This is a genomic window from Paraburkholderia megapolitana, from assembly GCF_007556815.1.
Taxonomy (GTDB): domain Bacteria; phylum Pseudomonadota; class Gammaproteobacteria; order Burkholderiales; family Burkholderiaceae; genus Paraburkholderia; species Paraburkholderia megapolitana.
This window is the reverse complement of record NZ_CP041743.1, coordinates 1,696,392-1,718,984: the sequence shown is the minus strand read 5'-3', so window position 1 is coordinate 1,718,984 and position 22,593 is coordinate 1,696,392. Positions and strand designations below refer to the sequence as shown.

The 22,593-nt window shown below is 58.8% G+C and carries 21 protein-coding genes and 1 pseudogene; 17 read left to right on the top strand and 5 right to left on the bottom strand.

The features are described from left to right. The first annotated feature begins 13 nt into the window (after positions 1 to 13). The 4 genes from FNZ07_RS07300 to FNZ07_RS07285 are packed head-to-tail and all read left to right on the top strand — an operon-like array spanning position 14 to position 6,443. Positions 14 to 1,315, top strand: a complete 1,302-nt coding sequence (locus FNZ07_RS07300; protein WP_091014972.1) for a TolC family protein — start codon at positions 14 to 16, stop codon at positions 1,313 to 1,315. A 9-nt stretch (positions 1,316 to 1,324) separates the two neighbouring features. Continuing rightward, entirely contained in the window at positions 1,325 to 2,878 is a 1,554-nt protein-coding gene (locus FNZ07_RS07295; protein ID WP_091014971.1) for an efflux RND transporter periplasmic adaptor subunit, read from the top strand. Beyond that, positions 2,875 to 6,093 (top strand): efflux RND transporter permease subunit, encoded by a 3,219-nt coding sequence (locus tag FNZ07_RS07290; RefSeq protein ID WP_091014970.1) that lies wholly within the window; start codon positions 2,875 to 2,877, stop codon positions 6,091 to 6,093. Before FNZ07_RS07295 ends, FNZ07_RS07290 begins: the two co-directional genes overlap by 4 nt. Next, the gene (locus FNZ07_RS07285) at positions 6,090 to 6,443 is read left to right on the top strand and encodes a copper-binding protein (protein WP_091014969.1); all 354 of its coding nucleotides are present in this window, start codon (positions 6,090 to 6,092) and stop codon (positions 6,441 to 6,443) included. The genes FNZ07_RS07290 and FNZ07_RS07285 overlap by 4 nt, the downstream gene beginning before the upstream one ends. Before the next feature lie 78 nt (positions 6,444 to 6,521). Here FNZ07_RS07285 and tsx read toward each other — a convergent pair whose 3' ends face one another. Together tsx and FNZ07_RS07275 are read right to left on the bottom strand one after the other, a co-directional pair. Next, a complete protein-coding gene (gene tsx, locus FNZ07_RS07280) occupies positions 6,522 to 7,466 on the bottom strand; it encodes a nucleoside-specific channel-forming protein Tsx (protein ID WP_245811567.1) in 945 nt (314 codons plus the stop codon). Between the two features lie 157 nt (positions 7,467 to 7,623). After that, positions 7,624 to 8,172, bottom strand: coding sequence for an RBBP9/YdeN family alpha/beta hydrolase (locus FNZ07_RS07275; protein ID WP_091014967.1), 549 nt, complete (start codon positions 8,170 to 8,172; stop codon positions 7,624 to 7,626). A 121-nt stretch (positions 8,173 to 8,293) separates the two neighbouring features. Between FNZ07_RS07275 and FNZ07_RS07270 the strand changes: the two genes are divergently transcribed. Next, positions 8,294 to 8,749: an Lrp/AsnC family transcriptional regulator gene (locus FNZ07_RS07270; protein WP_091014966.1), complete on the top strand. Its 456-nt coding sequence runs from the start codon at positions 8,294 to 8,296 to the stop codon at positions 8,747 to 8,749. Between the two features lie 25 nt (positions 8,750 to 8,774). Here FNZ07_RS07270 and FNZ07_RS07265 read toward each other — a convergent pair whose 3' ends face one another. Continuing rightward, entirely contained in the window at positions 8,775 to 9,491 is a 717-nt protein-coding gene (locus tag FNZ07_RS07265) for an HD domain-containing protein (RefSeq protein WP_143098109.1), read from the bottom strand. 5 nt (positions 9,492 to 9,496) lie between these two features. Here FNZ07_RS07265 and FNZ07_RS07260 point away from each other — a divergent pair, with 5 nt between their 5' ends. The 7 genes and pseudogenes from FNZ07_RS07260 to FNZ07_RS07235 all read left to right on the top strand — a co-directional run bounded on the left by FNZ07_RS07260 (position 9,497) and on the right by FNZ07_RS07235 (position 15,720). Further along, positions 9,497 to 9,973, top strand: a complete 477-nt coding sequence (locus tag FNZ07_RS07260) for a hypothetical protein (protein WP_143098108.1) — start codon at positions 9,497 to 9,499, stop codon at positions 9,971 to 9,973. Positions 9,974 to 10,264: 291 nt separating this feature from the next. Continuing rightward, on the top strand, positions 10,265 to 10,927 hold the full coding sequence (locus FNZ07_RS07255; RefSeq protein WP_211367803.1) for a hypothetical protein: 663 nt from the start codon (positions 10,265 to 10,267) through the stop codon (positions 10,925 to 10,927). 166 nt (positions 10,928 to 11,093) lie between these two features. Then, on the top strand, positions 11,094 to 11,681 hold the full coding sequence (locus FNZ07_RS07250) for a chloramphenicol phosphotransferase CPT family protein (protein ID WP_091014963.1): 588 nt from the start codon (positions 11,094 to 11,096) through the stop codon (positions 11,679 to 11,681). Positions 11,682 to 11,765: 84 nt separating this feature from the next. Further along, positions 11,766 to 11,900 (top strand): annotated as a pseudogene (locus FNZ07_RS33980) (DUF6434 domain-containing protein); the annotation flags it as partial. 123 nt (positions 11,901 to 12,023) lie between these two features. Next, entirely contained in the window at positions 12,024 to 12,509 is a 486-nt protein-coding gene (locus FNZ07_RS07245) for a DinB family protein (protein WP_170275681.1), read from the top strand. Positions 12,510 to 12,839: 330 nt separating this feature from the next. Beyond that, complete coding sequence (locus FNZ07_RS07240; RefSeq protein ID WP_143098107.1) at positions 12,840 to 13,250, top strand: DoxX family protein; 411 nt, start codon at positions 12,840 to 12,842, stop codon at positions 13,248 to 13,250. 415 nt (positions 13,251 to 13,665) lie between these two features. After that, positions 13,666 to 15,720, top strand: a complete 2,055-nt coding sequence (locus tag FNZ07_RS07235) for a beta-propeller fold lactonase family protein (RefSeq protein ID WP_170275680.1) — start codon at positions 13,666 to 13,668, stop codon at positions 15,718 to 15,720. Positions 15,721 to 16,012: 292 nt separating this feature from the next. On the opposite strand, the gene FNZ07_RS07230 is transcribed toward FNZ07_RS07235, so the two are convergent. After that, positions 16,013 to 16,585, bottom strand: coding sequence for a TetR/AcrR family transcriptional regulator (locus tag FNZ07_RS07230; protein WP_170275679.1), 573 nt, complete (start codon positions 16,583 to 16,585; stop codon positions 16,013 to 16,015). A 143-nt stretch (positions 16,586 to 16,728) separates the two neighbouring features. Between FNZ07_RS07230 and FNZ07_RS07225 the strand changes: the two genes are divergently transcribed. From FNZ07_RS07225 to FNZ07_RS07210, 4 genes are all read left to right on the top strand, one after another. Then, entirely contained in the window at positions 16,729 to 17,700 is a 972-nt protein-coding gene (locus FNZ07_RS07225; RefSeq protein ID WP_245811566.1) for an NADP-dependent oxidoreductase, read from the top strand. 1,140 nt (positions 17,701 to 18,840) lie between these two features. Continuing rightward, the gene (locus FNZ07_RS07220) at positions 18,841 to 19,287 is read left to right on the top strand and encodes a hypothetical protein (protein WP_143098106.1); all 447 of its coding nucleotides are present in this window, start codon (positions 18,841 to 18,843) and stop codon (positions 19,285 to 19,287) included. A 35-nt stretch (positions 19,288 to 19,322) separates the two neighbouring features. Further along, entirely contained in the window at positions 19,323 to 19,835 is a 513-nt protein-coding gene (locus FNZ07_RS07215; protein WP_091014946.1) for a demethoxyubiquinone hydroxylase family protein, read from the top strand. Between the two features lie 149 nt (positions 19,836 to 19,984). Further along, positions 19,985 to 20,308 (top strand): hypothetical protein, encoded by a 324-nt coding sequence (locus FNZ07_RS07210; RefSeq protein WP_091014943.1) that lies wholly within the window; start codon positions 19,985 to 19,987, stop codon positions 20,306 to 20,308. A 46-nt stretch (positions 20,309 to 20,354) separates the two neighbouring features. On the opposite strand, the gene FNZ07_RS07205 is transcribed toward FNZ07_RS07210, so the two are convergent. After that, positions 20,355 to 21,254, bottom strand: coding sequence for a LysR substrate-binding domain-containing protein (locus FNZ07_RS07205; protein WP_091014941.1), 900 nt, complete (start codon positions 21,252 to 21,254; stop codon positions 20,355 to 20,357). Between the two features lie 111 nt (positions 21,255 to 21,365). On the opposite strand from FNZ07_RS07205, the gene FNZ07_RS07200 reads away from it, so the two are divergent. Further along, the gene (locus FNZ07_RS07200) at positions 21,366 to 22,592 is read left to right on the top strand and encodes an MFS transporter (RefSeq protein WP_091014938.1); all 1,227 of its coding nucleotides are present in this window, start codon (positions 21,366 to 21,368) and stop codon (positions 22,590 to 22,592) included. The last annotated feature ends 1 nt before the right edge of the window (position 22,593 follow it).

Here is a 22,593-nt window from a genome sequence, read left to right as displayed (position 1 = left end):
TCGAGGTTAGAACATGCTTTTCAACATCGGCTCGCCGGCATCGCGGCGCGCCTGGGCTCGCTCATGTGTGCTCCTGGTTGCGCTTGGCCTGTTGTCCGGCCGCGCGGCCTACGCTCAGGACGTCGGCTTGACGCTCGACGAAGCACTGCAAATTGCCACCAGCCGCTCGTCTTCGATCCAGGCTGCACAGGCGTCGGTTCGCGGCAGTTCGGACGTAGTCGTCAAGGCTGGAGAACTACCCAATCCCACTCTGAACCTCAGCGTGCAGGACTTGCCGGTCAATGGGCCTAATGCCTTGACCATCGGGCAAGACAACTTCACGATGCGCGGCATCGGCATTCAGCAGGAATGGGTCTCGCCCGCCAAGCGCCGGCTACAGACATCGCTAGCCAATCGGGTTGTCGAGCGCGACCAGTCGACGTACCTCGAGAAAGTCGCCGAGGTGCGTCAGCAAGCCGCCATGGCCTGGCTCAACGCCATCTATGCGAAGCAGGCCGTCGCGCTCAATCAGGCGCTGGTCGACCATCTGGGCCAGGAGCTCGCGGCAAGGCAGGCGTCGTACCGCGGCGCGAAAGGGACGGCCGTCGACGTCGCCCAGGCCAACCTGACGCTCGGCAATGCGCGTGACGAACTGATCAATGCGCAGCAAGACGCGAAGACTGCATTGATCGTGCTGTCGCGCTGGACCGGCGCTGGCAACGTACTTCAAGTTTCCGGTACGCCACCGGAATTCGAGTCACAGGTACCCAGTTTCAGCGCCGATCACCTTGCTCAGGTTCAGCCTTCGTTGATCGCAGCGCGCGCCGCCATCTCGCTCGCCGATGCCGATACGGACGTGGCCCGCAGCAACCGGAATCCGAACTGGACCTGGGGGCTGACCTACTTCAAGAGTGGCGGGAAGTATCCGGACTACGTGTCGGTTGGCGTAACCATTCCTTTGCCGATCCATCGCAGCAATGTCGAAGACCGCGATGTCGCGCAGAAGTCCGAGATGGGTACGCAGGCGCGACTCACCTATGAAGACACCGAACGCCAGGTCGTTGCGGATATCCAGAGTCTGACGGCAAAGCTTGCCGGCGGTCGCGAACGTCTCGCCAACGCGAAGCAGACCGTTCTTCCCGCCGCCGAACAAAAAGTGCAGCTCGCCAATGCCGCCTATCGATCCGGTGCCGGCACGCTCGCGGACGCACTGGATGCACGGCACACGCAACTCGAAGCGGACCTTCAGGTGCTGAACCTCGAACGCGAAGTTTCCCTCGTCTGGGCACAGCTGGAATACCAGGTTTTGCCAACCGACCTGACCGCCAGCCAGTAAGGAAAAAACATGAACCAGAAACTGATCGTACGTGCCGTTGCCGCAGTGTTCACCGTGGCCGTGCTGCTTGGCGCCGGTTATGTGGCCGGCTCACGTCGGACTGCAACAGATACGCCCATCGCACTGGCCATGGCCGCGAGCCCATCTGCGGGCAGCGACAAGGTCGACACGAAGACAGGACGCAAAGTGCTTTACTGGCACGACCCGATGGTGCCGAACCAGCACTTCGATAAACCTGGCAAGTCGCCGTTCATGAACATGGAGTTGCAACCGGTCTTTGCGGACGAAGGCGGTTCAAGCGGTGTCAAGGTCGACTCCACGCTGCAACAGAATCTTGGCATCCGGTACGCGACAGTGGTCAGGCAGGACACCGCCGAAGGATTCAGCGCAATCGGTACCACGCAGTTCGATGAATCGATGGCAGACGTGGTGCAGTCGCGTGTGACCGGCTATATCGACCACCTGTATGCCAGCGCCCCGATGCAACGGGTCGCGCAGGGTGCGCCGATCGCATCGCTTTTCGTTCCCGACTGGCTCGCGCCTCAGGAAGAATATCTGGCGCTCAAGCGTAGCGGCATGGACGCGAGCCTGCTTGCCGCCGCGCGTGCGCGCATGCAGGCACTGTCGATTCCCGATGGGCTCATTGCGAGCCTCGATAGAACCGGCAAAGCGCAAACCCACGTCACGCTGTTCGCGCAGCGAGCCGGCGTGGTGACAGAACTCAATGTGCGCGATGGCGCCATGGTGTCGCCAGGACAGACGCTTGCCAAGATTGCCGGTCTATCGAAGCTGTGGTTGATCGTTGAGATACCCGAGTCGCTTGCGTTGCAGGTGCAGCCCGGCATGACCGTCGAAGCGACGTTTGCCGGCGACGCTTCGCAACGCTTTAGCGGTCATATCCGCGAAATCCTGCCGGGCATCAGTGGGGACAGCAGGACGCTGCAGGCTCGCCTCGAAATCGATAACGCCGGCCTCAAGCTGACACCGGGGATGCTGATGCGTGCCCGTGTCAGCGGAGCGAAAACGGTATCGCGGCTGCTGGTGCCGTCCGAAGCGGTCATCACGACCGGCAAGCGCTCGATCGTCATCGTGAGGAATAGCGACGGCCGGTTGCAACCTGTTCAGATCGCGGTTGGCAGCGATAGCGGGGACAACACCGAAGTGACGAGCGGGTTGACCGAAGGTCAGCAGGTCGTCGCATCGGGGCAGTTCCTGATCGACTCGGAAGCGAGCCTGACCTCCGTGCTGCCGAAGCTTGAAGGAAGCGTGGCACCTGAAGCCTCGCCAGTTGCGCCGTCAGCTGCTTCTGCTTCCGCTTCCGCGCCCGCCGCGCAGACCTACGAAACCACCGGCAAGGTTGAAAAAGTCACCTCCAGCGACATCACGTTCTCGCATCAACCCGTACCGGCACTGGGCTGGAGTGCGATGACCATGACCTTCGGCAAACCGTCTCCAACCTCATTCCCCGACGTCAAGGTAGGCGAGTCTGTGCATTTCGTCTTCAAGCCCTCCGACGACGGCTACGAACTGACGCAAGTCGAACCGGTGGGGAGCACGAAATGATTGCGCGCATCATTCGCTGGTCGATTTACAACCGCTTCCTCGTGCTGCTCGCGACGGTGCTCGTCACCGCATGGGGCGTCTATTCGCTGACCCAGACGCCGCTCGACGCGCTGCCGGATCTGTCCGACACACAGGTCATCATCAAGGCGTCGTATCCCGGCAAAGCGCCGCAAGTCGTCGAAGACCAGGTGACCTATCCGCTGACGACGACGCTGCTCGGCGTACCAGGTGCTACGACCATCCGCGCTTATTCGTCGTTTGGAGACGCGTTTGTCTACGTGCTATTCGACGACAAGACGGACCAGTACTGGGCCCGCTCGCGTGTGCTCGAATACCTGAACCAGGTGCAGAGCCGCCTGCCGCCCGGCGCGACTGTGTCGCTCGGTCCCGACGCTACGGGCGTGGGTTGGGTCTACGAATACGCTCTGGTCGATCGCACGGCCACGCACGATCTCGGCCAGCTGCGCGCATTGAACGACTGGTTCCTGAAGTTCGAGTTGAAGTCGGTACCGGACGTTTCGGAAGTGGCCAGCATCGGCGGTATGGTGCGGCAATATCAGGTCGTGCTCGATCCGGACAAGTTGCGCGCTTACGGCATCACGCAGGCGGCAGTCGCGGATGCCATCGGCAAGGCGAACCAGGAATCGGGCGGCTCGGTGGTTGAACTTGCCGAATCCGAGTACATGGTCAGATCGTCGGGCTATCTGCATTCGCTCGATGACTTCCGCCATATCGTGCTGCGCACGAACGACGCAGGCACTCCTGTCCTGCTTGGCGATGTCGCACGCATCCAGATCGGACCTGAAATGCGTCGCGGCATTGCCGAGCTGAATGGCGAAGGCGAAGTCGCGGGCGGTGTGATCGTCATGCGCTCGGGAAAGAACGCGCTGACCACCATCGAAGCCGTCAAGGCAAAGCTCGCCGACTTGAAGCGATCGCTGCCGCCGGGCGTCGAGGTCGTGACGACCTATGATCGCTCGCAGCTCATCGAGCGTGCCGTCGACAATCTGAAGGACAAGCTCGTCGAAGAGTTCATCATCGTGGGCCTGGTTTGCGCGGTGTTTCTCTTCCATCTGCGCAGCGCGTTCGTCGCAATCCTGTCGTTACCGCTTGGCGTGCTGGCCGCATTTATCGTGATGCGCTATCAGGGTGTCAACGCGAACCTGATGTCGCTGGGCGGGATTGCGATTGCGATCGGCGCAATGATCGATGCGGCCATCGTGATGATCGAGAACGCGCACAAGCATCTGGAAGCGTACGACCACGCGCATCCCGATACGCCGATCACGACTGCGCAGCGGTGGGAGTTGATCGCGCAGTCCGCCGCCGAAGTCGGCCCGGCGCTGTTCTTTTCGCTGCTGATCATCACGCTGTCGTTTATCCCGGTGTTCTCGCTCGAAGGCCAGGAAGGGAAACTGTTCGCCCCGCTGGCGTTTACCAAGACCTACACCATTGCGGCTGCGGCAGGTTTATCCGTAACGCTTGTGCCGGTGCTGATGGGCTATCTGATTCGCGGCCGGATTCCGCATGAGAATGCGAATCCGCTCAACCGTGTTCTGATCAGACTGTACCGGCCGTTGCTTGAAGCAACATTGCGCCGCCCGTGGGTTGCAATCGGGTTGGCCGTGGTCGCGCTTGCTGTCACGTTGATCCCGGTGTCGCGGCTTGGTGGCGAATTCATGCCGCCGCTCGACGAAGGCGATCTGCTTTACATGCCGACCGCGTTGCCCGGCATATCGGCAGATAAAGCCGCCGAACTGCTGCAGCAAACAGATCGCCTCATCAAGACGGTGCCCGAAGTGAAGACCGTGTTCGGCAAATCGGGCCGTGCCGATACTGCAACCGATCCCGCGCCGTTCGAGATGTTCGAGACCACCATCCAGTTCAAACCGCGCAGCGAATGGCGCCCAGGTATGACGCCGGAAAAGCTCATCGATGAACTCGATGCGCGCGTCAAGATTCCGGGGCTGTCGAACGTCTGGGTACCACCGATTCGCAATCGTCTCGACATGCTGTCGACGGGTATCAAGACGCCTGTCGGGGTGAAGATTTCGGGCGCGGATCTTGGTCAGATCGACAGGATTGCGACGCAGGTCGAATCTGTCCTGAAGAACGTTCCAGGCGTCACGTCGGCGCTCGCCGAACGACTGAACGGCGGTCACTACATCGACGTCGATATCGACCGGCTGGCGGCCGCGCGCTATGGACTGTCGGTGACGGACATCCAGTCCGTCGTGTCGACTGCGGTGGGGGGCGATAACGTCGGCGAAGTGATCGCAGGTCGCGAACGTTTTCCGATCAACATTCGCTATCCGCGCGAGATCAGGGACTCTGTCGACAATCTGCGTCAGTTGCCGGTCGTCACGGATCGCGGCGCACAGATCACGTTAGGCGACGTCGCCACGATCAGGATATCCGACGGCCCACCGATGATCCGCAGCGAGAACGCCCGCTTGTCAGGCTACGTCTACGTGGACATTCGCAACACCGACCTGCAGTCGGCCGTGAAAGCGATGCAGAGCGCGGTTGCACAGCATGTCGTGCTGCCGCCTGGTTATTCGATTGCCTGGTCGGGTCAGTTCGAGTATCTGGAGCGTGCCGCCGCGAAGTTGCGCACGGTGATCCCCGTGACGCTCGTCGTCATCTTCGTGCTGCTGTTCCTGACGTTCAACTCGGCGGCCGATGCGCTCTTGCTGATGTCGACGGTGCCGTTCGCGCTGGTCGGCGGATTCTGGTTGATCTGGATACTCGGGCACGCGGTGTCCGTCGCGACTGCGGTGGGATTCATCGCGTTGTCGGGCGTGGCGGCTGAGTTCGGTGTCGTGATGCTGCTGTATCTGAAGGGCGCACTCAATCGTCGGCTCGACGAGGGCGCGCCGCTTACCGAAGCAACGCTTGTCGATGCGATCCGCGAAGGCGCGGTTTTGCGCGTAAGACCCAAGGCCATGACGGTCGCAGTCGTGCTGGCCGGTTTGATCCCGATCATGCTGGGTCACGGCTCCGGTTCCGAAGTCATGCAGCGCATCGCCGCGCCGATGGTCGGCGGCATGGTGACCGCGCCGCTTCTGTCCATGCTCATCATTCCGGCCGCCTGGCTGTTGCTGCAACGTCGCCGCGTGGCGCGCGCGAATGCAAAGACGCAGGAAGCGCTGCAACCTCATGTAGCACCCCATGGCACGTTCGTGCCGCAAATCCACTCTGGAGAAAATCAATGAAGAAGTTGCTCACTCTGACGGCTGTGCTCTGCACGGGCCTCACACTTGCCGGCGCAGCCATGGCGGCAGACAACATGGCCGGCATGAAAATGAGCGGCGGCGCAATGGATGCCGGCGCGTCGAACAGCACCGCGCTCACCGACGCCGTCGTCAAGAAAGTCGATCCGTCGACGGGCATGGTGACGCTTCAGCACGGCGAGCTGAAGAACATCGGCATGGCCGCGATGACGATGGCCTACAAGGCTGGAGATGAAACGATGGTCAAGCAGGCTAAAGCGGGCGAGAAGGTCAAGGTTCGCGTTGAGGACGTGAACGGTACGTTGACCATCGTGAAGCTGATGAAACAGTAACGGTTTTCTGTGGTTGCACAGCGATGCGTTGGCACGTTGTTTCGTCGCTAACGCATCGCTGTATCGACGTCCGAAGCGCTATATCTTGCCCCACTGATAACCCGCTTCAAGGTAGTACCCCCACCCAGTCGATCGATTCTGAAAGAAGCCGTTGCCGAAGTTCAGCATCGAGCTATTCCACTGGCCGCCATTGTGGAAGTAGCGTGCCACGGCCACGAGGCGAAGATGCTTGTACGAGTAGACCAGCGCGTTGGTCGAGTCGAACTCCGTGTCGCTAAAGGTATTGCCGCCCGTTTCTTCGCGCAGCTTTGATCCGAAATCGTAGTTGAAGAAACCGGCGTAGCTGAAGTCGCCGCCCAGGTAATGACCTAGTGGATAGAAATAATTCATCTGGAAGCGGTAGCCGTCCCAGGAAAACTCGTTCGCGTTGCCATAGTTCTGCCATTCCCGGTTCAGATACAGATTCGCCGACAACGCTAGCGGCGTGTGCGTATCGATGTCGGTGCCGAGGCCCGCGTAGAGCGTGTTCTGTTCGGATGACCGGCTACCGCCCTGGTTGTAAATCCAGTCGGCGGCAAGATAGATGTGCTTGAACGGTCCTAGCTGGAAGTTTTTCCCGGCAAGCGTGTCGAGTGCGACGCGCGGTTCCTGTTCGCTGAATATCGGTGCGCCGTGATCCCAGACGCCCGATGTGTTCTGCGAGCCGGCACCGAGTATCTTGAGCGCATCGACATAGCCGTACAGATTGAATGGTCCGTTGGTTCCGTAGTATTCGTATTCCAGATAGGCGTTGCCGGTCCGGTACGGCCCGAAACGCGTCAGGCTGCTGTTGATCAGGCTTAATGTCTGGTGCAGCCAGGGTTGGTCTGTGGCAGCGGGGGTGACGGTTGTGGTGAGCGGCGGATTGGCCGGCGCTGGTGTAACGGTATCGACGTCGCCGGCACATGCGGTTACCGACCAGATCGCAAAGAGCGTAATTGAAAGCAGAGAAACTACGAGCCGCGGCGGATTATTCCTGGACACTACTTGCGCTCCAATCGTTATAAAAATAGCTGCGCCAACTTGATCAATAGTCTCTCAACATTATTGGAGTGCTCTCGGGGTTCTGGATATTAGCATTCGGGAATGCGTGACCAAATTAGTCGTTTCGCATAACCTTTCGTGCAATGGCTGACTGCTGCTAAAGGCGTGTTTTGCGGTTCAAACGCTGGAGGAGCTGATATCCCTCTGCCCAGTCGTCCAGGTGACTGGCGGCGTTCAGGTGCCCCCGTGCCCCGACATCGAGGAATTCGCTGCCCCAGGAGTTCGCACAAGACCGCGCATAACCGATTGCCGCGTAGGGATCGTTACCACTTGCGACCACGATGCTCGGGAATGGAAGCCTTGCCGACGGTACGGGAGAAAATCCGATGCTATCGGCGCGAGGAAAGGCCGGCGCCGACGGATCTGGAACGGCCACGAGAAGTGCCCCTCCTATGGCGACTGTGTTTCGCGCGGCCCAATGCACAACTGCGAGGCAGCCAAGACTATGAGCGACGACGATCGTATCCGGGCCGAGAGCCTCCACATCGCGAGCAATGGCTGCCACCCACTCGTCGCAGACGGCGTGATCCCAATCCTCGATCTTCACGCGGCACCAAAATCCAGGCTTCGAAGCTTCCCAGATACTTTGCCAGTGCGTTGCCCCCGAATTGCCATGACCAGGCACGATCAGCACACGTCGACTCATGTGTAGGTTCCTCCAGATATGAATGCTCAGTGTAGGAGCCAACGGCTTCTGCCAGAATAGCCAAACCGATGAAATCGTCGTGGTACGGATTGAAACTGGCGGAATTTAGAGGTGTATACGAATGAAACCTAAGCACGTGGAACTGGATCGGCTCGACTGGCGCATTATTGAGGCGCTGCAAGTTCATGCGCGTGTGACCAACACCGAGCTAGGCAAGCAGATTGGACTGTCGCAGCCAGCCGTCAGCGCCCGCATCAAGCGGCTGGAAGAGCACGGTGTGATCGAGGGTTACTCGGCAAGGGTCAATGCGGGACTCCTGGGCCGTGATATATCCGCGCTCATTCGAATACAGACGACTCACGCGCAGATCATAAAATGCCTGAAAACCTTCGCAACGATGCCGGAGATCGTCGAAGCGCATCGCATCACGGGCGATGACTGCTTCGTCGTCCGTGTGGTGGTTCAAAAAATGAGCCAACTAGAGAAAGCCATTGACGCGCTGGCCAGATTCGGACCGGTGACCACCTCGATCGTCCTTGCGAGCTATCCACCAAAGGCGATTGCTGAGATTAAGTAAGGCGTGGATAACGGACCGCTTACGTTCAAACGTTGCGCAGCGCTTGCAGGGACCGCTGCAGATTTACTCTCGCTTTGGCCTCGAATTGCTCGCGACCCCACGCGGACATATACAGGTGATCCCTGCTCAGGAAGCGCTCGAGTATCGCGGCTCGCCCCTCACGAAACGCAGCCTCATCGACGTGCCGATATTCATGTCTGATACCTGCTTCGTAGTCGTCGAACGCCTTTGCATTACTGCCCAGAATCGACAGATCCATATCGAGGAAGATGCGGCAGTCTTCGGCCTCTTCCTTTGACATGTTTTCCGCGACGAGATGACGCTCGGTTGCTTCGATTAATTGCACCGCTCGCCTTGCGGTATCGTCGGGCACTACACCGCTGATCAATTCCTTCGCAAGCGCGGCACTTCTCTTTTCGTTGTCGTTTCTCGTCGGTTCATAGATGACGTCGTGCAGCACGATTGCACATTCGACGGCAAGCGGATCGTTCAGTCGATCTCGAACCCCAGGGAGCAGCTTGAGCAACGCCTGGATATGACTCCAGTTGTGATATCTCCGCGCGGGATCGTCGTGCATCGATCGAAGCTGCTCTATGAGAGCGGGTGGCAGTGCGGTCATTTTTGCGTTCGTCATGGTGTCGTGATCAAGACAGAGATTCCTGGTCGCCTCTGACTGCCCGTGGCAACGCGTCGCTAAAGCGTATCCTGCTTCTTTGTCGAAAGATCGGCGATCGCTCGTCACGTGCCATGTTTTTTCCGAAAGCACCTGCACCACCGATGGTGGATTATAAGGATCCGGTCATCTCTTTCCGGGTTAAGGGAACGCTTCTCGCCCAGGCCGAGCTCAAGCAACTCCAGCGGGTGTTGTGTATGACCTGCTTCGACCCGGAGACGGCGCCCGCCGAACCCACCGAATTCACCCTGCTGGATTTCGGCGACCGGTTCTGGCTTGTTACCGACGGGAGCGCGGACCGGTGGATCTTTCGCGACTGGGCGCGCGACCTCGGCGAACGGGGTGCAGTCTTCGAGGGTCATGCAGGCGCATTGCCGTTCTCGTGGAGACGCCGCTTCCTGCTCTTCGCGCGCCATCTCTACTTTCCCAAGGCTTGTGTCGTCCCGGCTCAGCCGACGCCTTTTCTCGCACTCTCCGGGCCCTACGATCCTCGCGATAAGGGCGAGAGGAATCGGCGGGAAGATGAAGAGCGCTTCGGTAGAGGTTCGTGAGCCTCTTACCGTCTATCGGTTGCCATTTAAGTCGAGCGCGAAATGGGGGAAATTTCCAGGAAATACGAGCGAAATCGTGAAGGTGCCGCGACGGGCTGCGATTGGCCAACCGTAGCCTGGCAAGGTGTCTTGATCCAGGCATCTGGAAGCCCGCTTTCGGGAAATGTGATCATCCTGGAGGGTCGACTACGATAGTTCGTTGGGAGACCGGGTGCGGCCAGAAACGGCCGTTGGACGCCGTCGCGTGAATCGTCGACAATCGACACACTACTAAGCGAGCAATACTGCGCCATGGCAAAACTCGAAGAACAGATTTCCCGCACGTTGTCGCGGGGGATGTCGCTGCCTGATGCCTTCAGCCGACTTTTTGTCTGGATCGAAGAGAACCATCTTTACGTTGATACAAAGAATGGCCGTATCGGATTTCTTTACCCTGAACATGAGATAAAGTCCGGTTGGACGAAGTATGGGCGCCCAGGAGGCACAAACATTGAATTTGCCGCGGAAGGAAATGCGAACCTTAAGTATTGGTTTGGACACGAGCGCACGGAAGTTATGGAGCGCCTCTGTGTATTTGCCAAAACCGGAGCCGAGGGATCAATGGCCGCCTTCTGGCTAGACCCCAACGGACAACAGAAGATCGTACATCTGGGTTCAGGATCAGGCTCGACAACAGTGTGCGTTCTAGCACTAGACGCGGTTGATTTTCTCCGCCTGCTGGCAATTGGCTATGACGAAATATGCTGGGGTGATCAGTTTTCCGCACCGCCAAATGCAGGAAGCGAGCCGTTATTTTCTGTCGCACCGAATGAAAAATTTCAGGAATGGTTGAGGGCTACGTTCAATGTCACCGTGCCATCGATCGGACTGGACATCGTGCCTCACCCGGATGATATGCACAACGCATCCTCGAAAGATGCGTTCAACAGGTGGGTTGCTGCAAACGTCGCATAAATTAATCGAAGGTCCATTTTTGACCAACTAGAGTGCCCGCTTAAGGTCGCCCCGAGACAGCCGCCGCCGGGCTCCGTGCGGCCACAAGCAGACGTTCGACACCGAGGCTCAGTTCGTCGACAATCGAGCCACAGCCTGCGTTCGCAGACCACCGACGCGTACCTCGATGCCGATCACAGAAATGCTGCATCCGTCATACGGGACCATCGTCGTGCTCAACGGCCCGAGCAGCGCCGGCAAAAGTACGCTGTCCAGGTATTTGTGCGAGAACTTGATTGAGCATCATTTGCAGATCGAGCTGGATGCGTTCCGAAACATGGAACCTGCAAACTACTGGGATGTCGAGAAACAGGTGATACAGGTTCGCGTGGCCGCGCTATGCAGAGCAATAAACGCTACTGCCGTGACCTTTTCGAGGCATGGTCAGGCAGTGATCGTTGATCATGTCCTGTCACCCGACGCGTGGCACTACATGCTGGAAGATTTGGTCGGTCTCCCGGTCTTCATAGTCGGCGTCTTTTGTTCGCTCGAAATTTTGATCGAGCGTGAGCTTGCCCGTGGCGACCGTAAGATTGGATTGGCCAAGTCTCAATTCGACTCGATTCATGCTAACCGGCACTACGATTACGTTCTGGACACGTCGTCTTCGAGCCCACTCGATTGTGGCCAGTCTGTGCTGGAATGGTTACGAAGCGGACCAAACCCTACTGCATTCTCGAAGATGCATCGGCAATTCTTCGGTAGCGTAAATTAAGCAGATGTCAGCCACTCGACGCTGTCGCGTAGATCGCTAACAATGGCTGGTTTCTTCCACGGAAACTCCTAAGACGGGGGCTCTATGAAATTTGACTGGCACCGAGACCCGATTAACCGGGCCACGAAAATTGACGAGACTTATAAGAACACGCAGAGCGTTCGTCGGTTTCTGACGAGTGAGTGTGGTGAGACGTTCAGGTTCGATCGATCCTTCATGGCCTGGATTAAAAGCGGGATACCCAAGAACATGGGTGAGGTCGCAGACGAATGGATCAGGTTGCGCAAGGTCTTGCTAGTTGAGCGACCGTCACACACTACCTCTACCATGGATTCCAGCATCATGACCCCAACCCGCCGTGCCTATCTGATCGAACAACTGGCAGAGATGCCGCGCTTCCTCACTGAGGTCTTTCTGGCGATGCCTCGAGAGCAACTTGCCCGCGCGCCGGAAGAAGACAACCTGTCTCTGATCGAGCATCTCTGGCATATCAACGACTGCGAAAGTGATGTCTATTACCCGCGAATCGTACAGGCTCTCGATCATGACAAGCCGGCGCTGTTGCCAATGCCGGACATCGGCAGTTGGCCCCTAGCACGCGCTTATGCACAGCGCGACGGCGACGACGCGATTCGTGAGTTTGTGACGCTACGGCAGGAGTTGGTCGAGCGCCTGCAAGATCTGGAGCCGAACCAGTTTGAACGGGTCAGTATCCGGCAGAACGGCACGACCTTTGATGTGTACGACCTGCTTGAGCATCTAGCGGATCATGACCGTGACCACCGAAGGCGCATGGCTGTCCTACTGCGGCGTGGCGTGCTCGCCTGACGTCGTGTTACACCCTCGTCACGCCTCGATCCGTTTGGCCGGTTCTCCAGCCATGCCGATATCAGCGAATCTGTTCACTGGCACGCGAATATTTTCCCGAGGAAATGTAGCCCGGCGTAACCGTTACACAGCACATGTCCCGGATTAAGCGCTGCGCCAACTCTCGTCCTTGTTCGGAAAGCGGGCTTCCGGTGTCGACCATGAACGGTCGGTCGACATCGACTCTGAGATCATAGACAATCGTCCGACAAACCTGAGAATACCCAATGTGATCGTCCCAAAAGAAAAGCCTGATGAAATTCTCTATAACAATGTGATTGGGGGTAAGTGATGACATGGTTTGACAGAGTAGTTTCAAGAGAAACGGCGGGAACTGATCTGTTGCGTGTAGTCGTATGTGCAATCCTCTTCACCCACGGTGCCTACCGTATTTACCTGGGTGAAGTCTCCGGCTTTGGCGCCCTTTTGCAAGATTCAGGAGTGCCCGCAGGCTTGCTCGTCGCCTGGCTGGTATGTATTGCTGAAACCGTTGGTACGGTGCTACTAGCCTTGCGCATCCTGGTATTCCCAATTTCCCTCATTTTGTCGACCATTTATTTCGTCGGCGTCGCGATGTTTAACTGGCAACGCGGGTTTTTTGTCGTTGGCGGACATGCGAATGGGGGATGGGAATATAACGCATTGCTCATCACCTGTTTATTGGTGACGACTTGGGCTAACTGGGAGAGGAAGTGGTTCTAACTACTGTAAGTGCCGACCCATATTTGATTCCACCGGTAGAGCCCGAGGCCGCCGAAGTTATTGCAGGACGGCGCCGCGCAACTGCTTGACTTCGTGAAGCTTCGCTAGCGGACTGGTCACGGAAAAGTCTTGTAAGACGGCACGAATGGAATAGACTCCGTTGCTGGGAATTCGCAAAGCATAAGCCACGCCGCGGTGATAGCGCTGCGCCGGGAAAACAAGAAGAGTAGCCACACACGAGGTGAGTTGCGGTTGCCGCCGATCGGGCGCAGCCGGCTTTCGGGTATCCGCCGGAATCTATACGGCGGCATGCCCGTTCCTTTTGTGGGTGCCGATAAAAATGTCGAGATATCCGGTTCTTGCAGTCGTTGCGGCCTTCTGTCTGGGTGTTGCCGCGTGCCACGGCGGAGGCGATGTGACGAGCACGCCGACAAGTCCGCCACCGCCAGTGCAGACTTATCTCGTCGCGGGCAATATCACCGGCCTGAATGCAGGCGGCGCACCGATCACGCTAGTCAACAACGGGAAAGACACCCTCACGGTCAACGCGAACGGCGGCTTTCAGTTTCCAACTGCACTGGCCAGCGGAGCGACGTATTCCATTACCGTGGCTACCCAGCCGACGGGCGAGACGTGTACGGTCACCAACGGCAGCGGAACAGTTAGCGCCGCTAATGTCACGTCGATCTCGGTGAGTTGCAGCGCGGTGCCGGCAAAAACATATACGGTCGGCGGCAATGTCACCGGCCTGAGCGCCGGCGCATCGGTGACACTGAAGAACAACGGTTCGGACACGGTCAGCGTGTCGGCGAATGGCCCCTTCGTTTTTCCAGTTTCCCTCGTCGACGCCGCGGCTTACAACGTGACAGTTGGCACGCAGCCCGCGGGCGAAACCTGTACCGCGAGCAACGCGATTGGCACCGTGGACGGCGCCAACGTCGGGAACGTCAATGTGGTGTGTATCGCTAATGCACCGAAGACCTACACGGTCGGTGGGGCCGTGTCGGGCCTGAGCACCGGCGCGTCGGTCACACTGCTCGACAACGGCGCGGATGCGACGACTGTTTCGAGCAACGGCACCTTTACGTTCCCCACCGCGCTGCAAGGCGGTGCCTCCTGGGCCGTGACGGTAGGAACCCAGCCCGCCGGAGAGACATGTTCGGTGAGCAACGCGAATGGCACGAAAATCGGCGCGAACGTGACGGCCGTAACGGTGGCGTGCAGTCCGAATCCGACGTACTCGATTGGCGGGAGCGTATCGGGTCTGCGCCCTGGGACATCGGTGGCACTCGAAAATAATGGCTCGAACCCGCTGACGGTGGCGGCCAACGGGACGTTTGTTTTTGGCACCCAACTCGTGAGCGGTGCGACTTATAACGTAACCGTCGCTACCCAGCCGGCGGCCGGAAACTGCACGGTGACGAACGGCAGTGGCACCGTAAGTGCGGCCAACGTGACGTCGGTGAACGTGACCTGTGTGGCCGCCCAGTTCGTCTACTCGGTCGATGGGAACAACAGCATCTACGAGTTCGCAGTCAATGCGACGACGGGAGCCTTGACGCCCCTCGCGGGAAGCCCTGTTACAGCGGGTGGCGAATCCAACGGCATCGCGCTCAACCCAACGGGCACGGTTGCGTACGTGATCCTCGGCGACAAGTCCACAGTGGCTGCGTTTACCGTCAATGTCGTCACAGGCGCACTGACTCCAGTGGCTGGCGGCCCGGTTGCCACAGGTCAAGATCCATCCGGAATCGTAGTTGCTCCGTCGGGGAAATTTGCCTACGTGGCCAGTCTCGATGGCAACAATGTGTCTGCTTATTCAATCGACTCCGCAACCGGAGCGCTCACTCCCGTTGCCGGCAGTCCGTTCGCGGCAGGGAAAGGCTCCATCGCCATCACGATTGATCCTGCCGGCAGGTTCGCGTACGTCGCGAACTACAATGGCTCGAGTGTCTCGGCTTACACGATCGACGCGACCACGGGGGCGCTAACCCCTGTGGCGGGCAGCCCTTTCACATCGTTGGATCATCCTTATGCATTGGCGGTCAATCCCGCCGGCACATTTGTCTATGTCGCAAGCGCCGATAACGGTATCGAGGCCTTCTCGATTAACCAGACGACGGGGGTGCTTACCGCAGCCGGTTCGTTCGCAAACGGCCTCGGTTTGAACGCCATCGCGCTTAATGCTGCTGGAACCGTGATGTACGCCGCTGAGGCAAACTCGATCGATGCCTATACCGTCGATGCAATTACAGGTGCACTTACGGCCTTTCCAGGCAATCCAGTCGTTGCGGGGTCTAGCGCGGATAATCTGGTGATCTCTACATCGGGAACGTTAATGTACGGTTCGGAGGGTACCGCTGGCCTATTGGGCGAGACCATCAATAAGAGCACTGGCGCCTTCACGGCTGTGCCCGGGAGTCCTTTCACGGCGGGGGCGCAGGTCGTGGGCGTAGTGATTACGCCGTGAGGCGTAGCCGCATGATTGCTAGTTGGTCTTCGGCGAAATCTCTTGGTGTCTACCTGTGGAAATCGGCCGGCCACGTGGAGTGGTGACATCAATCATTGACTGCGCATTCGCAGTCAGTTGTATGTCTGTTGTCGAAAAGTCCGACCGCCCGTTCCGGGTTGGACTGAGCCGGTCGTCGTCGGGCGGTAGTCGGCCATGAACAGCCGTTCAAGAGTAAAGGATGGACCGTTGGCAATTGATTGCACCCAGCAAAGCTAACTGAGCTTAATCGCCCTTTAAAGGCGGATCGGGACTACGGTGCTGCGGCGAAGGTCGAGAGATCGCGCAATTCCTTGAAGGCTTGTTCGACATAGGCACCGAGATCCGTCGAGCCACTTTCGAACCACTCTCCGACAGCGTGACCGATCGCTGCCATCCCGACTTGTGCTGCAAGGCCGGCTGCCCGGTCGGGCACTCCCCGCTGACGGAAAGCCGACTCCAGGGCTGACATAACGGCTCGAGTCTTGGTCTGCGCCCGCTCTTGCAAGGCAGGGTGGCCGGCGATGATGCGTTGGCGCGGCGCGGTGAACGGGCGGTTCTTGACGAAGAGAGGTTCTACCGACGGGAACGCATGAAATAGCGCTTCCAGAGGCCCGAGACCCTGCGGAACGTTCATAACAGCGCTCTGGAGAGCTTCAATGAACTCATCCTCACCGCTGAAGAGCACTTCCCGCTTATCCGGGAAATGCCGGAAGAAGGTGCGTTGCGTGACACCGGCCTCCGCCGCAATGTCCGCGGCTGTAGTCTCGTCGTAACCACGAGTCTCAAAGAGCTTGAGCGCCGCCTCCTGAAGGCGACGCCGCACTTTTTCGGCATCTCTAGGCATTTTTCACCAATCGTATTGTCACAAACTGACTTTACGCGTATTGTCAGTATATGACGATACGCTATCGTTGTTTCCCTACTTCCGCAAGCGGTGGAGCAACCGTGCGTTTCGCATTCGACCACTAACCGCCGTGGAGAATCGTTATGCCGAATACCGATCCAGCGCATATGAAAGCCCTTAGGGTTCAGCGCTATGGTGATCCTGCCGATGTATTGCATCTGGACGACGTTCCCGTCCCAAGGCCGCGCGACGGACAAGTGCGCATTCGTGTTCATGCCTGCGCCTTCAATCCAGCCGATTGGGTCGTGTGCCAGGGGTTCATTCCGCTACCACCTCCGCGCGGTATCGGCTTCGACGTTTCCGGGACAGTTGATGCGCTTGGTGAAGGTGTTAGCGACGTGAGCATCGGCGACCTCGTCTTTGGTGTCCCGGATTACATTGGCTACCCCACGGCGGGCGCGGCGGAGTTCGCTGTGCTGAAGGTCTGGTGCGCCGTTCCGAACGGTCTGAGCCTTGAGCATGCAGCGTGTCTTCCCATGGCAGTCGAGACGGCCACCCGGAGCATCGATCTCCTTGGGCTGTCGAGAGGCCAGACCATTATGGTCAACGGCGGAGGGACGATGACCGGTTTCGCAGCCGTCCAGATTGCCCTGTTGCGAGGGGCACAGGTGATAGCAAGCGCAGGCGAAACGTTCGCAGATCGCTTGCGCGCACTAGGCGCGAGCGTGACGCCTTACGGCGACGGGATGGTGGAGCGGGTTCGCGAGATCGCGGGCGGAGCGCCCGATTTCGCCTTGCACACCGCGCGGGTCAAAGGCGCGCTGCCCGATCTCATCAAGATTGTGGACGGGGACCCCCACCGGGTAATGAGCTTCAGCGATTTCGACGAGGACGGTCTGGGCGTCCGAACGACGGGACGCGAAAAGGGTGTGGTTCATCGGTACGATGTCCTCGGAGACTATGCCCAGTTGGCCGCCGCAGGGAGCTTCACCATCCCGATTGCCCGCACGTTTACGTGGGACGACTGGAAAGACGCTGTCGAAATCAGCATAGCCGGACGAGCGCACGGCAAACTCGTGCTAATGGTGAATAACGACGCGCCAGCAAAGCTTTAACTGGCCTACTAAATGATACACCGGTCCCCATCTCGCCCACATCGTAGTTTCGGATGCCCGATCGATGATCCGGACCGCTTGCGATGACCGGTCGTTCGACAAACCCGCGGACGACCGCTTCGGGTCGCGAACTGCACTTGTATCATCGCGTCGAAGCCAGCCGCAGCACCCTCGTCATCTGCGTCACATAGCGACAGATAGCGCTGGAACTGACCAACTACAAGCTGCATATGCCAGTGGGCAACTATCCTGTCGCAATCAGCATGAATGAGTATTCAGTTACGACTACGGGTCAGGTAAGCCCAGTGTCACCTTGGACCAGCATTGCCGTGACGTTGAACAAGAGTGCGTTCACCGCGGCGCTTCAGAACACAACGTGGATATCTTTCGACCTGGACGGTCGTCTGCACACGCAGAACGTCGATGGAAGTAGCCTTCTCAAAGCGCTCGTGGCCTGTGAAACGACTCCAGACCCACACTTCTGATCCGGGCGCTACAGGCGGCCTAAATAGGCGAACATCTACCTGCACGTTGCCTGTGACTCGTTGAGGCATCAGCTAGATACATCCGATGACGAGACTCTAGGAAGAAAATGACCGAAGACGATTACCGCATTTCAGGGTGCCGGGCGCTTGCATGCCACTGCCATTGACCGCTCGCTCGTCTGCGCCCCGAACATGCCGCCACGGTTACCGGAGTAGCTGCCCCCGACAGTAGACGAAGGCTCATCGCTCCGATCCAGCACATCGAAGCCCGCTTCTTTACATATATCGCCCGCTGCCTGGAAGCATTTATCCCAGCCACGCGCGAGTCCACTGCAATTCAGGTTATACGAGACGCGTCCATCGGGCGCATAACTCTGGTGAACCGTCGCACAGCCACCGAACAAAGCGCTCGTGCAAATGATCAATGTTCTCAATTTCATAGATCCCCCCGATTCCGTTTCGACGGCTTTGATGGATTGTCGTCCCTTCCGCGCATGTATGGAAAGGACGATAATCCCTCATACGCGCGTAGCCCAAACGCCCGCTGCATCACAATCATACCGTTCGTAATTCGCCGTTCAGGTAAGGTATTCCCCGAGCCCGTAGCTTGCGCATGGGCTTGGGATTCGCCGGGCCGCAAGCCTGCGAGCAGGGAATGACCATTCAAATAGCCGCTTATACCTTTGTGATCATGTTGATTACCCTCGCGGTCTTCATGATCATCTATGTGGTCGGCAGCACCGTGTTCGTATTTCTGGCTCGCCTGACGTTCCTTGGCCTTGATGGTATAGATCACTATCGATGGTTATACCCGCTGTTCCCACAACTGCGCGCGAGGAGAGAGGTCCGTGAGATTGCGATTCGGACTTGCCAGAAACACTCCCCCGACGAACGGGTATTGGGTACATCGATTTGTGCCAATGAACCAGATCGGTATGTCGTGATGGTGCGCCTTGGTCCATCCTCTATCCCGCTCGAGTTTCGCGGCTTTAAGATCAATTGGCGGCCTGGCCTCCTGATTGTCGCAGTCCAGAAAGATACGTATGTCGATGAAGTAATCGTCGCGAACGAGAGACAGAAATACCTCCCGAGAGTCCGGTAGTACACGATAGTTTCGAGGTTCAATTGGGACTGGCAATGCCGATTGGCGACCGCTTCCTCAGGGTCAACCACGCCGGAGAGAACGGCGCTGTGCATATTTACACGGGCCAGATCCTTCTGGCCCGCTTGACTGCTCGCAAGTTGGTCCCTGAACTGATCGAGTTCAGGTTGCATGAGCGAAATCATCGAGCAATATTCGCTGAGGCACTGCGAGCCCGTGGAGCGCGACGCTGCCGAAGCTACTTGCTGTGTGGAGCTGGAGGCTTCGCACTAGGTGTCGTTACCGGTCTGCTGGGGCCACGAGCGATATCGGCGACGACAGCAGCGGTAGAGCGAGTCGTGCTAGACCATTTGATGGATCAGATCGCTGAATTAGCAGGGAAAGATGCGACCGCTATTGCTGCAATTTCCAGCATCGTTGACGACGAGAGTCGGCACCATGATGCATCCGCGGCTCGTGCCGTCACTGGTGGTCTATGGGAACGTTGGCTCACGCCAATCGTCGCAGCATCGACCTCGGCTGTCATCTGGATGGGAATGAGGCTGTAACTCTCTGACACAAGGATCATCCGATCTCAAATGAAAATCCGCTCGACTCCAATGGCAACCGGCACCATCGCAGCGGCAGCAGATTAACCTTGAACATCCCCCAAACACTGTATATATTAACTACTGTACATTTATACAGGTTTCGTGTCATGGAACATCTGCTTCGCGTCATCAATGAAAGCGATCGCCAGACCTTGGCCTGGCTGCGTACGCATGTGGGCGATGCGCGTGTGGCGGCCGCCGCGCGTCATCTCGCCAGCCGCGCGGACACCGGCAATACTGGTAATGCCGGTAATGCAAACTCCCCGCGCAAGCCTTATGTGTCGGCGGTTTGCCGTTATCTCGGCGTGTGGCCACCGGCGCCGGACACGCCCAGGCTGGCTGACGACGATCACGCCACCGGTGACCGTTATCTCGCGCAGATCCGCGAGTTGCTCAAACGCCGTGGCGGTACGGATATGCAGGCGGGCTGAGACCGATGTGGACGGTCGCCCTCACCTGCTTCGCCCGTAGTTAAGATCAAGACACCAACCGCGTCTTGAACGCCTCAACCAGATAATCCACAAACGAAGCAATTCTCGAAGAGATAGCCGTATTGCGGTAATAGACAGCGTGAATCGGCTGCCGGACATCCTGAGTCTGACGGTTCAGAATCTGCACGAGCCGTCCCGATTCGCGATCCTGTCCGGTCATGAAGTCCGACAGACACGCGATGCCGACGCCCTCCAGTGCCATTTGCCTGAGCGTCTCACCGCTCGACGACCAGACCGTCGGCTCGATGCGATACGGTTCGCCGTCCGTGCCAAGCACGGGCCAGGTGTTCAGCGATTCCGGCTGGTTGAACCCAAGCAGCGCATGCTTGCCGAGATCCTCGACCCTGCGCGGCAGGCCGTGTGTTTCGATAAAACCAGGACTCGCCAGTATGCGCAGCCGGCTATTGCCGACAAGCCGGCTGTGCAGCGTCGAATCCTTCAACCGGCCAATCCGGATCGCCACATCGGTGCGCCGTTCCAGCAGATCGATAATCCCTTCGTTGCTGTTCAACTCCAGCTCGACGTGCGGATAGCGCTCCCGGTAGCCGCGCACGAGCGGCACGATCGCGTGCAGCATGAACGGCGTCGCGGCGTCGATCCGCAACCGCCCGGACGGCTTGTCGCGTCGCGCCACCATCTGTTCTTCCGCACTCTCCACCTGTTCGATGATCGCCCGCGCGTTCTGCAGAAACGCCCGCCCTTCTTCGGTCAGCTCCAGCCGGCGCGTAGTCCGGCGCAGCAACGTCGTCTTCAGCTTCTCCTCGAGTCTGGCGAGCGTCCGGCTCGCCGCCGAAACCGTCTGGTCGAGCTGCTCAGCGGCGGCTGTGATCGAACCCATGTCGACCACGGTCGCGAAGGTTTGCAGTTCATCGAGTGTGGTTTTCATTGTTGACTTTAAATCAAAACAATTTCGTCTATATACCAGTTTTTCCGCAAAAGTAAAACGATCACACTTGCTCCCGTTGAACTTTCATCTATGCATTCAGGAGCATGAAGCATGATCCCGACTACTTCTTCCCAACCCGCCGCGCGCGGTAACTCGACGCTCCCGCTGCTGGCGCTCGCTGTCGGCGCGTTCGGTATCGGTACGACCGAGTTCTCGCCGATGGGGCTGCTGCCCGCCATCGCTGGCAGTCTTCACGTATCGATTCCGAGCGCCGGCATGCTGATCAGCGCCTACGCGATCGGCGTCATGGTCGGCGCGCCGCTCATGACACTCGCGCTTGCGCGCTGGCCGAAACGTTCCGCGCTGATCCTGCTGATGAGCATCTTCACGCTCGGCAATCTGCTCTCGGCGATGGCGCCCAATTACACGACGCTGCTGCTCGCACGGCTCGTCACCAGCCTGAATCACGGTGCGTTCTTCGGACTTGGCTCGGTTGTAGCGGCGAGTCTCGTGCCGCGCGAACGCCAGGCTAGCGCGATTGCGACCATGTTCATGGGGCTCACGATCGCGAATGTCGGCGGCGTGCCGGTCGCGACGTGGCTGGGCGACGTAATCGGTTGGCGCATGTCGTTTGCAGCGACAGCCGGGCTCGGTTTGATCGCGATGGCCGGGTTGCTGGCGGCATTACCGAAGGGCGAAGCGGGTCGCCTGCCAAATCTGCGCAACGAACTCGCCGTCCTCACGCGCCCTGCGGTGCTGGCCGCACTGGCCACGACCGTGCTCGGCGCAGGCGCGATGTTCACGCTGTACACCTACATCTCGCCGACGTTGATGCATATCACCGGCGCATCGCCGCTCTTCATCACCGCGATGCTTGCGCTGATCGGTGTCGGTTTCTCGATCGGTAACGTATTGGGCGGCCGGCTTGCCGATCGCTCGCTCGATGGCAGCCTGATCGGCTTCCTCGCGCTGCTGATCGTGGTCATGCTCGCCTTCCCGCTGATGGCGGCAAGCCACACCGGCGCTGCGATTGGTCTACTCGTGTGGGGCGTTGCAACCTTCGCGGTCGTGCCGCCGCTGCAGATGCGCGTCATGCGTGCCGCGGCCGAAGCGCCAGGGCTTGCGTCATCGGTCAACGTGGGCGCGTTCAATCTCGGCAATGCGTTGGGTGCGGCGGCAGGCGGTGCAGCGATTTCGGCAGGGTTCGGCTACCCGGCGGTGCCGATTGCCGGTGCGCTGATCGCTGCGGCAGGTCTCGCACTCGTGTTGATTCAGATCATGCGACAACGTCAACGCCGCACAGCACGCGGCCTGACTATCACGGCCAGCGAATGCTGAT